Origin of the sequence: Amycolatopsis sp. NPDC023774 (assembly GCF_040639695.1) — a bacterium.
Classification (GTDB): domain Bacteria; phylum Actinomycetota; class Actinomycetes; order Mycobacteriales; family Pseudonocardiaceae; genus Amycolatopsis.
In genome coordinates, this window is the sequence record NZ_JBFAAJ010000026.1 from 1 (window position 1) to 14,414 (window position 14,414).

At 69.6% G+C, this 14,414-nt stretch carries 11 protein-coding genes and 1 tRNA gene; 7 read left to right on the top strand and 5 right to left on the bottom strand.

Translation table 11 applies throughout. The annotated features are described in order from the left end of the window. Positions 1-254: 254 nt before the first annotated feature. From AB0F91_RS35810 to AB0F91_RS35820, 3 genes are all read left to right on the top strand, one after another. Positions 255-452: a hypothetical protein gene (locus AB0F91_RS35810; protein WP_360604928.1), complete on the top strand. Its 198-nt coding sequence runs from the start codon at positions 255-257 to the stop codon at positions 450-452. A 127-nt stretch (positions 453-579) separates the two neighbouring features. Then, a complete protein-coding gene (locus AB0F91_RS35815) occupies positions 580-1,413 on the top strand; it encodes an aldo/keto reductase (protein WP_360604930.1) in 834 nt (277 codons plus the stop codon). Positions 1,414-1,513: 100 nt separating this feature from the next. After that, the gene (locus AB0F91_RS35820; protein ID WP_360604932.1) at positions 1,514-1,945 is read left to right on the top strand and encodes a hypothetical protein; all 432 of its coding nucleotides are present in this window, start codon (positions 1,514-1,516) and stop codon (positions 1,943-1,945) included. A 663-nt stretch (positions 1,946-2,608) separates the two neighbouring features. Here AB0F91_RS35820 and AB0F91_RS35825 read toward each other — a convergent pair. Beyond that, complete coding sequence (locus AB0F91_RS35825; RefSeq protein WP_360604934.1) at positions 2,609-3,301, bottom strand: gamma carbonic anhydrase family protein; 693 nt, start codon at positions 3,299-3,301, stop codon at positions 2,609-2,611. A gap of 217 nt (positions 3,302-3,518) precedes the next feature. Further along, positions 3,519-4,943 (bottom strand): type I glutamate--ammonia ligase, encoded by a 1,425-nt coding sequence (gene glnA, locus AB0F91_RS35830; RefSeq protein ID WP_360604936.1) that lies wholly within the window; start codon positions 4,941-4,943, stop codon positions 3,519-3,521. Positions 4,944-5,773: 830 nt separating this feature from the next. On the opposite strand from glnA, the gene AB0F91_RS35835 reads away from it, so the two are divergent. Continuing rightward, the gene (locus AB0F91_RS35835; protein WP_360604938.1) at positions 5,774-5,962 is read left to right on the top strand and encodes a hypothetical protein; all 189 of its coding nucleotides are present in this window, start codon (positions 5,774-5,776) and stop codon (positions 5,960-5,962) included. A 384-nt stretch (positions 5,963-6,346) separates the two neighbouring features. Here AB0F91_RS35835 and AB0F91_RS35840 read toward each other — a convergent pair. After that, a tRNA-Ile gene (locus AB0F91_RS35840) sits at positions 6,347-6,420 on the bottom strand. Positions 6,421-7,089: 669 nt separating this feature from the next. Beyond that, on the bottom strand, positions 7,090-7,302 hold the full coding sequence (locus tag AB0F91_RS35845; protein ID WP_360604940.1) for a hypothetical protein: 213 nt from the start codon (positions 7,300-7,302) through the stop codon (positions 7,090-7,092). 146 nt (positions 7,303-7,448) lie between these two features. Between AB0F91_RS35845 and AB0F91_RS35850 the strand changes: the two genes are divergently transcribed. From AB0F91_RS35850 to AB0F91_RS35860, 3 genes are all read left to right on the top strand, one after another. Next, positions 7,449-10,004, top strand: a complete 2,556-nt coding sequence (locus AB0F91_RS35850; RefSeq protein ID WP_360604942.1) for a LuxR C-terminal-related transcriptional regulator — start codon at positions 7,449-7,451, stop codon at positions 10,002-10,004. 111 nt (positions 10,005-10,115) lie between these two features. Next, a complete protein-coding gene (locus tag AB0F91_RS35855; protein WP_360604944.1) occupies positions 10,116-12,524 on the top strand; it encodes a LuxR C-terminal-related transcriptional regulator in 2,409 nt (802 codons plus the stop codon). Between the two features lie 102 nt (positions 12,525-12,626). Next, positions 12,627-13,088 carry a hypothetical protein gene (locus tag AB0F91_RS35860; protein WP_360604946.1) on the top strand — a complete coding sequence of 154 codons (462 nt, stop codon included), beginning with the start codon at positions 12,627-12,629 and terminating at the stop codon, positions 13,086-13,088. Between the two features lie 9 nt (positions 13,089-13,097). On the opposite strand, the gene AB0F91_RS35865 is transcribed toward AB0F91_RS35860, so the two are convergent. Beyond that, the gene (locus AB0F91_RS35865) at positions 13,098-14,318 is read right to left on the bottom strand and encodes an AI-2E family transporter (RefSeq protein WP_360604948.1); all 1,221 of its coding nucleotides are present in this window, start codon (positions 14,316-14,318) and stop codon (positions 13,098-13,100) included. Between the last annotated feature and the right edge of the window lie 96 nt (positions 14,319-14,414).

Here is a 14,414-nt window from a genome sequence, read left to right on the forward strand (position 1 = left end):
CCAGAGCTCATCCGGCACCAGCCGCAGCGACAACCGATCCACCATAGTCAAGATCATCGCTCACGAGCGACCGATCACCACGTAAGACACGCTCTTATAAGGCCGCGGCGGAACTTGACCGCTGGAACCACAAGCGTCTCAACAAAGCACAAACCAGGCCGGATTGGACAGCGCTCCAGGTTCACGAATCCACCCAACCCGCGACCCGAGTGGCCGAGGGTCAAACGACACCCCAATGACGCTCAGGAGGAGCGATGGACGAGCAGCCCAGGTCCACGATCCACGAACTCCACGAACTGGTCGACCTCGAACTTGCCGAGGTCGTCAACAGCGTCGACCCCGACTGCGATGACGTGCCAGAACGTGAAGTCTACGAGGCGGAACTACGCAGCTTCCATGACGCTGTTGTGGTCGAGGAGAAGGCGGAGGAGGAACACAACTCCGAAAGTTGATCGTGCGGCACCTACGTTGCCTCCGACCACGCCGCCGCGACCACCGGCGGTGCCCTGCGCGTCGCCGGTGGGGTCGCGAATTCGATTGTTCCACGAGTTTTTTCGTTCGTACAGAAGGGTTTGTGAGTTGACCAGCGTTCCTGTCACCAAGTTGAACAACGGCGTGGAGATGCCGCAGCTCGGCTTCGGCGTCTTCCAGGTGCCGCCCGCCGAGACGAAGGCCGCGGTGAAAACCGCGCTCGACGCCGGCTACCGCAGCATCGACACCGCCACCGCGTACGGAAACGAAGCGGCCGTCGGCGAGGCGCTCGCCGAGTCGGGCATCGCGGCCGACGAGCTGTTCATCACCACCAAACTGTGGAACAGCGACCAGGGCTACGACCAGACGCTGCGCGCCTTCGACGCCAGCATCGCGGCCCTGGGGCTCGACCGGCTCGACCTCTACCTCATCCACTGGCCGCTGCCCGCGCGCGACAAGTACATCGACACGTGGAAGGCACTGGAGAAGCTCTACGCCGACGGTCGTGTGCGCGCCATCGGCGTGTCCAACTTCCAGCCGTCGCACCTGCGCCGCGTGCTCGACGAGGGCAGCGTGGTGCCGGCCGTGAACCAGATCGAGCTGCACCCCTACCTCGTCCAGCAGGAACTGCGTGCCTTCCACGCCGACCACGGCATCGTCACCGAAGCCTGGAGCCCTCTCGCCAAGGGCGGCGACCTCCTGGGCGAATCCGTCGTCACCGACGTGGCCGCACGGCACAGGCGCACGCCCGCCCAAGTGGTGCTGCGGTGGCACCTGCAACTGGGCAACGTGGTGATCCCGAAATCCGTCACACCCTCACGCGTGGCCGAGAACTTCGACGTCTTCGGCTTCACCCTCACCGACACCGAGGTGGCGAGCCTGTCGTCCCTCGACCGTGGCCTGCGCACCGGGCCGGACCCCGACACCTTCGACCTGGTGTGAGGTCTCTTGCCGAAGGGCGGCTCCCCGGCCGTGCCCCTCTTCGCCTCCATCCGCAGAGGGGCCCGGCCATGCAGGCACGCGGAGTGGCTGCTGTTTCTTGATGAAGCCACCCTTCGTGCCGCTGTCTGTACAAGTTGGCCGTGGGGCCGCGCGCACCTGCTCACTGGGGCTTTCCTTCGACGCGCTCTGGCTCGCCCTCACCATCACCGCGACCTTCGCGGCCATCCTGGTGTTCTTCGAAGTCCGGTGTAATCACCTGCAGCTGCAGCTCTTCACCGCCGCGCTGATGACGGTCACACTGGCCTGCACCTTCCGGTACGCGCCCGGCGCATTTTCCGACGCCGACCTCGTCGACCCCATCGACAACCTGATCTACATGGTCGCTATGCGTGCCGTGAGGACGATTGCGGGCAAGATGGCGGGCGCAATAATGCCGCCGTCGAGCGCGAACACGGGGAAGCCGCGAGCGCAACGACGACCCCGGAGGTCAAACCAGCCGCGGCACCGGCGATCGCGATCGACCATGCCTTGAGTCTTCGCCCCAGTTTCAAGTGGAACGGTTTCAATGATCGGAGCTGCGCCGGAGAAGAGCATGAAGTTCCACGCCAGCCCCAACAAGACCAGCGCGACTGCGAACAATGCGATGGACTGCGGGGCATGTCGGGATTGCAAGTTCGTCGCCGTGCCCGCGCCGTAGACTGTCGCGACCTCCGTGCTGCCCGGCATTCCTGTCCGCGCTCGTCCGACTGTTTGTAGACGACGTCGGGTGCTTCCGGTGCCGACCACACAGGAAGCAGGTAGTTCTCCACGGGTTGCTGGACGTTGAGCGTGACGCAGAGCGTTCCGTCTTGGTCCGGAGAAACACGACGCCGGGGCCAGGATCGGACTTCTGGCAGGTCGATGCCTTCGGCACCGGTGGACCCTCGGTCGTGGTTGGGCCCAGGACCAGAACGTCGGCACCTGACGACTCGACCACGTGCTACGGGGCCTGCCCGAAATTCGCAAGGTAGGCCTTCGCGTCCGCGTAACGGGGCAGGCAGGGAACCTGCGATGTCCGCAAACCGGCTCGTCCGGCGTGCGCTGGTGGCGAAGACCCCGTCAGCCGAGACGTCAGGCAGCTGAGCGGCAGGCGACCGTGTCACCCTCGGCGTCCGAGCGGCAGCCCCACGGCGGCCCGGACGCCGGCCGCGAGGGGTCACACCCGGTCCCTCCGCTCGCGGTCGGCCTCGTCGAGCAGTTCCGGGGTGACGTTCTCGTCGTAGCGGTGCAGGGCGAGCGCCCGGGCGTAGCGTTGCGCGATCCGGGTCATCACCGGCTCACTCGGCGCCTCCGTCACACCGAAGACGGTGCCCGGGTAGTTGAGCGGTTCCATCACCGCGGCGATGCGATCCCACTGCTGCGGTGGGACCAGCTGCACCGGATCACCCCCGGCGAACCAGCCGATCGGCACCGCCGTTCCCGGCGGTACCACGGTGTTCACGTGCACCACGGCCCCGAACTCGACATCGGCGCCAGACCCGATGCGGGCGCCGTTGTAGATCATCGCTCCGGTCGCGATTCGCGCATCGCCGTCGATGACACACCCACTGAGGTGGGCGTTGGGCCCGACCAGGACGTGATCGCCGAGCCGAACCGAATGGCGCCGGGAACCGCGCAGCACGGCGTGTTCCATGATCACACAGTGGGCGCCGATCTCGACGGGCCGGCCCTCTGCGGTGAGTACGGCGCCGAAGAGGATCCGGCTGTGCGGGCCGACGGTGACATCCCCGCACAGCACGGCTGTCGGGGCGATGTACGCGGACTTGTCGACCCGCGGGTGCCGGTGCTGGTGTTCGATGAAGACCGCGCCGCGGCCCACGGGATGCAGGTAGTCCTCGGGAAAGGTCATCGCGGCCTCCGATCAGCGGGCACGATCGGTACCGGCGGCAGCGGCGCTGCCGCGCCGGACCCGCACCACAGGGCGACGCTACGCCCGACGTTCACTCAAGACCAGGCCGTGCGGCGGTGCTCGAGGTGGATCGAGGACGCACCTCACTCACCGACCGCCGAGCTCACCTCCAGCACGCGGTTGCCCAGCGGCCGCGGGTCGTCAGCTTCGTCACCCCTCACACGTCGTAGTACAAAGCGAATTCGTACGGGTGCGGGCGCAACCGCAACGGGTCGATTTCGTGCTCCCGCTTGAATTCGACCCACGTCTCGATCACATCCGGGGTGAACACGTCACCTTTGAGGAGGAACTCGTGGTCGGTTTCCAACCGGTCGATCACCGCCTCCAGCGAGCCGGGAACCTGGGCGACATCACGAGCTTCCTCGGGCGGGAGTTCGTAGAGGTCCTTGTCGATCGGGGCCGCCGGCTCGATCTTGTTGCGGATCCCGTCGAGCCCGGCCATCACCATCGCGGCGAACGCGAGGTAGGGGTTGCCGGAGGAGTCGGGGCAGCGGAACTCGATGCGTTTGGCCTGGGGACTGCTGCCGGTGATCGGGATGCGGACGCAGGCGGAGCGGTTGCGCTGGGAGTACACGAGGTTGATCGGCGCCTCGTAACCCGGGACGAGGCGGTGGTAGGAATTCACCGTCGGATTGGTGAAAGCCAGCAGGCTCGGCGCGTGGTGCAGAATGCCGCCGACGTAATGGCGCCCGATGTCGGAAAGGCCGCCGTAACCGGTCTCGTCGTAGAACAGGGGCCCGTTCTCATCCCACAGGGATTGGTGGCAGTGCATGCCGGAACCGTTGTCGCCGAAGAGCGGTTTGGGCATGAAAGTGACAGTCTTGCCGGTCGCCCAGGCAGTGTTCTTCACGATGAACTTGAACAGCTGCAGGTCGTCGGCGGCGTGCAGGAGAGTGTTGAACTTGTAGTTGACCTCGGCTTGGCCGCCGCTGCCGACCTCGTGGTGGGCCTTCTCGACCTCGATTCCGACGCCGGCCAGATTGCGCACGATCTCATCGCGCAGGTCGGCGAAGTGATCACGTGGTGGGACCGGGAAGTAGCCGCCCTTGTAAGGGGTTTTGTAACCCTGGTTCCCGCCGGGTTCGTCGGCACCGGTGTTCCACCAGCCCTCGATCGAGTCGACCTCGTGGAAGGCGCCGTTCTCCGCGGAGTCGAACCGGACGGAGTCGAAGATGTAGAACTCGGCCTCCGGCCCGAAGAACGCACGGTCCGCGATGCTGGATTCAGCGAGGTACTGCTCGGCCTTGCGGGCGATGTTGCGCGGGTCGCGGCTGTACGCCTCACGAGTGAACGGGTCGTGCACGAAGAAGTTCATGGCGAGCGTCTTCTGGACGCGGAACGGGTCGACGCGGGCGGTGACCGGGTCGGGAAGCAACAGCATGTCCGACTCGTGAATGGACTGGAACCCGCGGACCGAGGAGCCGTCGAAGGCGAGCCCGTCGGTGAAGGAGTCCGCGTCGAAGGAGGCCGCCGGAACGGTGAAGTGCTGCATGATGCCGGGCAGGTCGCAGAACTGGACGTCGATGAACCGGACGTCCTCGTCGGCGACGAAGCTCAGGATCTCGTCGGCGTTGGTGAACATGTTCCCCTCTCCTTCGCGGGTATCGATGACGAACAACGGCGAGCTCAGGACATGCCGAGGACGCTGATCGCGATGGGCCGAGACCGCGGTTCGGGTCCGGCGAGACTTACCACTGGGCGCAGATCTGGTGCCGAAGGAGTTTACTGCATTTCGGCGACGTCTTCGGTGCGCTCGGCGAACCGGAACCTGCTGGCCCGCCCACCTGCCGGGACGACGCCTTGCCGCCGCCGGCGACGCTCACGTTCGAGCGAGCGACGCCGGCCGCACGAGGTTGGGTCAGAGGAGCACGATGCCGCTGGCGCAGATCGCGGTGTAGCCGCACGCGAAAAACATGTACGTGATGTGTTCGGCTGGCGGGCCGGAGCCGAGGCCGCCAAAGCCGGGTATTTCCAGCAGCTGGCTTACCGAAACTCGAAGAACCGTCGACGCGACTCCCGGAGCGACAAGTGACCGCGAGCTGCCAGACCAGACTTAACCCGACCAGCCCGGTAACCAGCAAGCCCTCTGCCAGAGCAGTCCCGACGCCAGGTTCAACCCCTGTGATGGGCAGCTTGTGCGCGTTCGTCAGCGGCTGAGGGCCACGTAGCGTTCGATCATCTGCCTGCTGCGCCATCCCGCTGTCCTCATCATGTCCTCGTCGCTCATTCCTGCCACCTTGTTGCGGTGAGTCCAGGCGTGGCGACACAGGTGTGGGAACATACGGGCGATCCCGACCTCCTCGACACGGCGATCGAGCATCGCCCTGATCCCCCACTCGTTCAGCGGCGGAAGTAACGACGCAACGCCTCCCCCACGGCGGGGTTTAACGGACAGGACGTGCACGACGCCCCTTGCCCGAGGCCCCCATCGAACAGAGCTCGAACATGATCGCGCGATCACGAAGCTGCACGAACGACTTGCCCACTGTCGTCGCCAGCAGCGCCTTCAATCCGTGGTCACGCAAGATCGCCGGCGGGCACTTCCATTTTGCAGAAGGGCGAGATCTCGATGATGTCTTCGACGTCGTCGAGCCAGAGTGACTCCCCGGTGCGAAAGTTCGGACGTACCCGCAAATATTCGCAGTAGCGCTGAGTTCTCGCCGGTCGACGTTGGGGGCCGGCATCGATTTGTTCTCGTCGTCGAGGTGGTTCACCGGCATGACGACGTTGCCGAGGTACGCATCGATCGTGGGGTCAGCGCGGTTCTCGGCCCTCAGATGCGCTGTCCAGTCTCCGCGGACCGATGCATCTCGAGGTCCAGCACCTCCCCGGGTGCCACTGCGGCGATCATGAGATGTGTCGTACCCGCATGATCCCTTGGACTCCCAGCGCTGCGCTAGTTGTTGACACTTCGCCAAGAGGCCTGCCAAGATCAACTAATTGCCACGTTCATGCAGGCCAGAGCCACAATGCAAGCTTGAAGAGTGGGCCGGGTCGGGCTCGAACCGACGGCCAAGGGATTATGAGTCCCCTGCTCTAACCAACTGAGCTACCGGCCCCTCACTGACACTCGGTTTGCATAAGCACATGAGCCCCAGTTCGATCCAAAATATCACAGGGCCCCGGGGGGGACCGGCCGAGTAGTCAGATCAGGTTGTAGTTGTCCCGTGGAGCGGGACGCGTCGTCCAGGTGGCAAGGACGTCGCCGCCACGGCCGGGCCCTGGAAGGTTGGGCAATGGGCGCCGCGGCGACGTCCGCCGAGGCCGTGGCTGGTTCGCCGGGCGCTGGTGGACGCGTTGGCCGCCGGGATCGCTGGGGGTTCCTGGCGCGGCACTGACGGGACGTGCTGGTGGTGCCCGCCGCGGGGTCGTGGTGCGGAACTTGAGGCGGGCTCCGGGCGGCTGGATGCGACTCTCGTGGACGAGCTGCCGCGGCGGCTGTCGCCTCGGCCGCGTGGAGAACCGCGCGGAGAACGCAGCCTAGGCGAGACTGTGCGTGACCGTGCAACCGCCGTTACCGTCCATGACGTACTCGGCTTCGGCGGCTTTCGCGAGCGCGGCGGACGACGGCCGCGCAAAGCCCGCCGCGATTCTTCTACCCGACATGCCGAAATTGCCTTCGGGAGAAGCGGAACCGGTACGTCGCCGCTCCACCACTGGATGTCAGCTGGGCCCGCGAAACTCACCCGAACATCGACGCCGCTGAAAAAGCCGCGCCCCGGGGAAAATCACGGGACTTGGTGCATGGAAACGACGTCGAGCCCCAGGACGCGGAACAGGCTCAGCAACCGGTGCAGGCGTTCCTCGTCGGTGACGTGGCAGTAGATGATCGTTTCCGGTGGGGCGGCGGCGACTTCCAGCTCGCCGAAGTCGACGACGGCGTCGGCGGCGCGCTCGGACAGGCGGCCCGAAACGCGGAACACGTAGCTGGACTCCGACACCTGAGCCTCCCGTCTGGCCCTTCGAGCGCCCCTCGCCGCAACGGTCGCGCGTGCACGGGTGGGCGTCCTCGCCCGTGCTGGATGAGCTCGTGTTCGGGCCGCAGGCGTGCGACAGTGGGTAACTGCGGGACCGGAGGGAGAAGAGGGTGTCCCACAACGAAAAGCCGCGCGTGCCGCGGCGCAAGAGGACTGTGCCCGAGCTGCCGGACGGGTACGTGTCCCGGCAGCGGCTGCTGAACGCGCTCGATCGAGCCGCGCCGGAAGCCGCCATGATGGTGTGCGCGCCCGCGGGATCCGGCAAGACCTTGGTCCTCGCGGAATGGCTGCGCAGCGGCGGACTCGGTTCCGCGGCCTGGCTTTCACTCGACGCCGCAGACAACGACCAGTACCGGTTCCGCTCCGCCCTCCTCGATGCGCTCACCCCGGCGGCGCCGGACGTGCACGACTTCGACGCGGCCAGCCCGAGTTTCCTGGCCGACCTCGTCGACGCCCTCGACACCCTGCCCGAACCGCTGCGTTTCGTGCTCGACGACGCGCACGAGCTCGTGGCGACTGAACCGTTGCGCGACGTGGAACAGCTGCTTCGCCTGCGCCCACGCGGGTTGCGGCTCGTGCTGTCGACGCGCTGGGACCCACCGCTCCCCCTCGCTCGGCTGCGGTTGTCCGGCCGGCTCGCCGACTTGCGTTCCGACCACCTGCGCTTCCAACCGGACGAAGCCGCGGCACTGCTCACGTCCGAGGGCGTCCCGATTGGCCCCGAGCAGGTCGACCGGCTCGTCGCGCGCACGGAAGGCTGGGCGAGCGGGCTGCGCCTGGCGGCCGAGACCCTCAGGGGCGGCGCGGAGTTCACCGGCACCGATCCGACGGTGAGCGCCTACCTCGTCGACGAGGTCCTCGCGCCACTGTCCGAAGAGGAGCGTCAGTTCCTCCGCGAGATCAGCGTCTGCGAAAGCGTTTCCGCCTCGCTCGCCACCGCGCTCTCCGATCGCTCCGATGCCGGCGAGCTGCTGGCGCACCTGGAACACCGCACGGCGATGCTGTTCCGCACCGGCGCCGGCCGCCGGATCTACCGCCTGCACACGCTGCTGCGCGCCCACCTGCTCGCCGACCTCATGCTGCGCACGCCCCGCCGGGTGCCCGCGCTGCACCGCCGCGCCGCCGAGTGGCTGCGCGCGCGCCACCAGGCCGGCGACGCCGTCTCGCACGCACTCGAGGCCGGTGACGCCGCGCTCGTCGCGGACCTCCTGCGCCGCCACGCGCTCGACCTGCTGCTCGCCGGCGAACACGACGTGCTGCGCCGGGCCCGCGCCGCGCTCAGCGACGACGTGGTCGGCGACGATCCGTGGCTCGCCCTCACCGGCGCCCTCGAGCACCTCGACGCCGCCCGCCCCGGTGCCGCGCGCGCCCAGGTCACGCTCGCCGAACGCGCGTGGCCCCGCGAGCCGTCGCGCGAGCTGCACGCGCTGCGCGGGCTCGTCGACTCCCGTTTCGCCCACGCCGCGGGCTCCCTCGCAGGCGACATCGACGCCGTGGCCGAGCAGGGTTCCGCGCTCAGCGCCATGACACTGCTGGAGTCCGGCCAGGCGCTGCTCGCCTCGGGCCGCGCCGTCGAGGCCCGCCGGCCCGTGGAGTCGACGCTGGCCTTCGCCCGCGCGCACGGTCACGGGCACCTGGAACAGCAATGCCTCACCGCGCTGGCCGGCGTCGCCGCGGCCACGGGCGACTTCCGCGCCATGGCCGCCCTCGCCCACGACGCCGACGAGCTCGCCGAAACCCACGGCTGGCGCGACACCGTCACCGGCGCGAAAACCTCGCTGATCCTGGCCTCCGGAGCGCTGCTTCGTGCCGACACCTCCGTCTGCCTGGCCGAGGTCGACCGCGCCTCGCGCGTGCTCGCCACGACCGACGGCCTCGGCGACCTCACGCTGCTGGCTGCGACGCTCGAAGGAGCCGCGCGCTTCGACGGCGGGCAACGCTCGGCCGGGCTGCGCCGCATGACCGACGCTCGCGTCGCCGAGGGTCCCGCTCCCCTGCCCGACGGCATCGTCGCCCTCGCCGCCGTGTGCGAGCACGACGCCGCCACGCGCCTCGGCCGCGGCGAAACGGCCCGTGACGTGCTGGCCTGGGCGCGCGAACGGATCCCCTCGGCCGCCGAGATCCTCCTGGTCCGCGCGAGCACGCAGGTCGTGCTCGGCCGCGACGGCCACGCGCGCAACCTGCTGCGCCCCCTGCTCGACGGCGCGGTCGACCCGGTGCTGGCGTGGACACCGGTCACGGCCTGGCTACTCGAAGCGGAGATCGCCCTGCGCTGCGGCGAGGACGTCCGCGCACGGCGCGCCGTCGCGAAGGCGCTCGGCCCGGCCGAACGGCAGGGCGTGCTGCGCCCGCTCGTCACCGCGGCTCCGGAGGTGCTCGACCTGGCGTTGCTCGACGTGCCGGGCGGCCACCGCTTCACCACCGACCTGCGCCAGGCCCGCGCCGTGCGCGGAAGGCAGCCCGACGCCGTCGCGCTGACCGAGCGTGAGCGGACGGTCCTGCGCCTCCTGCCGACGGTCCGCTCGCTCGACGAGATCGCCGGAGACCTCATGGTGTCGCCCAACACCGTGAAAACACACGTCCGCGCTCTGTACCGCAAGCTCGGCGTCGGCTCGCGACGGGAGGCCGTGCGTTCGGCCGTCCGGCGCGGTCTCGTGGACAGTTAGTTGGGACGTTCGGCCCTTACTTCGCCACGGCGACGTCCTACGGTCAAAGGCATGGGTGGAGCCGGCCGGTCGGGGACCAACCGGTGGCGGGTGCCGGGCGCTAAGGTGACAATGCCCTTGCTGCCACCGGATTTCGTGACGCGCCCACGATTGCTCCACGCCCTCGACGCGGCCGCCGGCAGCCCCGTCACGGCCGTCTGCGCGCCCGCCGGCTTCGGCAAGACCGCGCTGCTGGCCGAGTGGGCCACGACCCGCCCCGTCGCGTGGGTCTCGCTCGACGCGGAGGACAACGACCCGCGCCGCTTCTGGTCGGCGATCCTCTGCGCGCTCGACAAAACCGTGCCCGCCGACAGCCGGGTGCACGGCGTCGCGGCACCGGAAGGCGACAGCCGCGCCGATTTCCTCGCCGAGCTGGTCGACGCCCTCGACGCGTTGCCCGCGCCGGTGTGCCTGGTGCTCGACGACTTCCAGGAGATCGTGGACGCCGGCCTGCTGCACGACATGACCGCGCTCATCCGCACCCCGCCCGCCGGGCTGCGCCTCACGCTCGCGGCGCGCGCCGACCCCCGGTTGCAGCTCGCCCGCCTACGGGTGCAGGGCGACCTCGCCCGCGTCGGCGCGGACGACCTCCGCTTCACCACCGCGGAAACCACCCAGCTGCTGCGGGTCACGGGCGTGCGCTGTGGCGAGGACGACATCCGCCGGCTGGTCGAGCGCACGGCGGGCTGGACCGCGGCCGTGCACTGGGCCGCGGTGTCGCTGCGGACCGGGGCAGACGTCGACGCCTTCCTCACCCAGCTCGACGGCGACGACCGATCCGTGGCGGGGTTCCTGGCCGACGAAGTGCTCGCCCGCCTACCGGAAGGGGCGCCCGAGCTGCTGCGCCGCATCAGCGTGTGCGACGCCGTGCCGGCCGCGCTGGCCCGCGAGCTGGCCGAGCGCGAGGACGCCGGTGCCGTGCTTGCCGAGCTGGAGCGACGCACGTTCCTCGTCGCGCGCATCGACGACCCCAGCGCCTCCTACCGCGTGCAGCCGCTGCTGCGCTCCTACCTGCGCGCCGACCTCGACCTGCGCTACCCCGGCCTCGCGAGCGAGCTGCACGCGACCGCCGCGCGCTGGTTCGCGAGCGAGGACCGCATCGGCGAAGCCCTCGAACACGCCGTCGCCGGCCTCGACCGCGACGGCATCGTCAAGCTCCTGCACGCCCACGCCATCCCGTGCCTGCTGGCCGGCGACGACCACGCCGTGCGGGAAACCCTGGCGCACCTGGGTGACGACGTCGATCCCGGCCTGCGCGCGGCCCGCACGCTCGCCGCCGTCCAGAGCGGCGATCCGACCGAACCGCCGGACGACCGCGTGCTCGCCCGCCACCACGCACTGGCCGAGGGCCGCTGTCCCGACGGGCCCCGACCGACCGTGCCGGGCACCTGGGCGGACCTCGACCGCGCGTGGTCCTCGCTCTACCGCGGCGCGTGGCGCGACGCCGCCACGCGCGTCCGCGACGCCCTCGGCACCGCGCGCCGCGACGGCCAGGACTACCTCGTGCTCCACGGCCTGGCGGCGCTCGCCGTGGCCGGCGCCTTCGGCGGCAACCAGGACGTGGCTCGCACGGCCTGCCAGGAAGCCGTCGAGCTCGCCACCCGGCACGGCTGGCCGCGTTCGCCGTGGCTGGCGGTCTGCCGGCTCGTGCTCGCGTGCGACCACCTGCTGCGGCTCGATCCGGCGGCCGCCGCCCGCGAAGCGCGCGACGCGGCGACGTCGCTGGGCGCCTTCCTCGACGGCGCGGCGCAGTTCGACGGCGAGGACCGCCGCGATGGGCTCGAGACCATGCGCCGCGCCCGCCACGAGCTCGGCGAGCTCGCCGCCGGCCCAGCCGCGCTCGTCGCCGTGCTGGAGCACCACGCGGCCGTGTTCCTCGGGGAAGCCCTGCACGCCAACGAAGTGCTGCTGTGGGCCCGCGACCACCTCCCCCACACGCGTGAGCTGGACCTGATGCAGGCGTGGACCCATCTCGCCGCCGGCCGGCCCGACGAGGCGGCGGCCGCGGTGCGCACCCGCCGCGCGGCGATCCTGCCGACCACCCCCGTCGACCTCGAGCTCATCGAAGCCGCGCTCGCCCTGCGCGCCGGGCGCCGCACCGAGGCGCTGCGGACGCTGGAACACGCGCTGGGCCTGGCGATCGGCGGTGACTTCGTGCGGCCGTTCGCGCTGGCCGACCCGGCCGTGCGGCACCTGCTCGTGGACCACTCGGGCGGCTTCGGCCGGCTCGACGGCTTCGCGGCCTCGGTCCGCGACCGCCTGCGCCGCTTCGACCCCGCGCCCGTGGACGACCGCCTTACCGAGCGCGAGCAGGTCGTGCTGCAGCGGCTGCCGTCACAACGCTCACTCGACGAGATCGCGGCGGACCTGACCGTGTCCGTCAACACCGTCAAGACCCACGTGCGCGCGATCTACGTGAAGCTCGGCGTGACCAACCGCCGCGACGCAGTGCTCGTGGCCCGCGAACACGGTCTCGCGTGAGGCTTCATCCGCGACAGATGAGGCCGGACCCGCGCCGGAGTCCGACGCTTTCCGCAAGCCCGGCACGGGCACGGATCCCGCGGACACGAGAGGACTCTCACCATGACCGACACGGGAGCACGAGCGCCGCACACCGAGGCCGGCGGAACCACCGGCCGTCCCCCGGACTCCCAGTCGATACCGAGCGGCTGGACCGGGTGGGTCGCCTTCGCCGCGACCATGATGATGCTGCTGGGCGCGTTCCAGGTGATCGAAGGGCTGGTCGCCCTGCTCAACACCCGGTACTTCGTGGTCGACGAGACGGGCCTCGTCATCTCGGTCAACTACACCACGTGGGGCTGGGTGCACCTCGCGCTCGGCGCGCTCCTGATCGTCGTCGGCATCGGCGTCTTCATGGGCAACCGGGCGGCGCAGATCACCGGCATCGTCCTCGCGGGCCTGAGCGCGATCGTGAACCTCGCGTTCCTGCCGGCGTACCCGCTGTGGTCGATCATCATCATCGCCGTCGACGTGCTCGTGATCTACGCGCTCGCGGTGCACGGCAAGGAGATGCAGAAGATCTGACCGGGGCGCTCAGGCGGGTGCGGGCCCCGGTTCCCCGGGGTCCGCACCGGTGTCCGTCCGCGTTTTCGTCGGCGCTTCGGGCTCCTCGGCCGTCTCTTCGCGGGCCGCCGTCGGGCGGCCGGGGCGCTTGGCGATCATGCGGATGAGCGCGTCGGCCGAGCCCGCCGTCGGGTCGATGTCCACGAACAGCGCCTTGATCAGCAGTGTCGCGGGCACGGCGAGGATCGCGCCCAGCGGGCCGAGCAGCCACGACCAGAAGACCAGGGCGAGCACTGTCACCAGCGTCGACAATCCGACCGAGCCGCCCACGAACCGCGGCTGGATGAGCGACTGCACCACGAAGTTCAGCGCGCAGTAGACCACCACGACGATGATCATCTTCTCCCAGCCGCCGTCGAGCAGGCTCAGCAGCGCCGGCGGGATCACGCCGATCACGAATCCGACATTCGGGATGTAGTTGGTGACGAACGCCAGCAGCCCCCACAGGATCGGCACGGGGACGCCGAGAATCGCCAGCGCGGCCCCGTCGAGCACCGCCACGATGAAACCGAACACGGTGGTCACGAGGATGTAGCTGCGGGTGCCCTCGGCGAAGCGGTGGAACGCGGCGGTGAGCCACGGCCGGTCGGTGTCGATGGCGTCCAGCCGCTGGTCGGCCCAGGTGGCCTCGGTGCTGAGGAACAGCAGCAGCGCCAGCAGGAACACAAGGTTGGTGAGCACGCCGCCGACACCTGTGAGCAGAGAGCCGACGAGGTTCGCGAGCTTGCCGAGATCGAGCGAGGACGCCAAATCCCGCAGCTGCTGCGGTCCCACACCGAACTGGGCGAGCTGGTCGGTGGCGGACCGCAGCAGGTCGCTGGCCTTCGCCGCGTAGGTTGGTAGCAACGTCGCGAGCTGCGCCAGCGACACGATCACCACGAACACCAAGCTCAGGATCACCAGGTAGACCACCGCGACCAGCGCGACCGTCGTGAGCCAGCGCGGCCAGCCCTTGCGCTGCAGCCAGGTCTGCACGGGGCTCGCGGTGACCACGATGACCATCGCCAGGAACACGGGCCCGACGATGAACGCGATCGCCCGCAGGCCGGCCAGCGTGATGACCACCGACGCGGCGCCCACCATGATCACGAGCACCCGCGGCAGCATGCTCCCGGGCGGGAAGGTCGGCGCGACGGGCACCGGGCCGGAGCGCTTGCCCTTCGTGGCACCGCTTCGTCCGCGCAGCTTCACGAGACCACCTCACCCTCGTCCGGGTTGGGGGTACTGCGGCGGTGCCCCGCGTCGACGGGCGACTCCCCGATGTCACTCCGGTGTGGCCGGACCTGC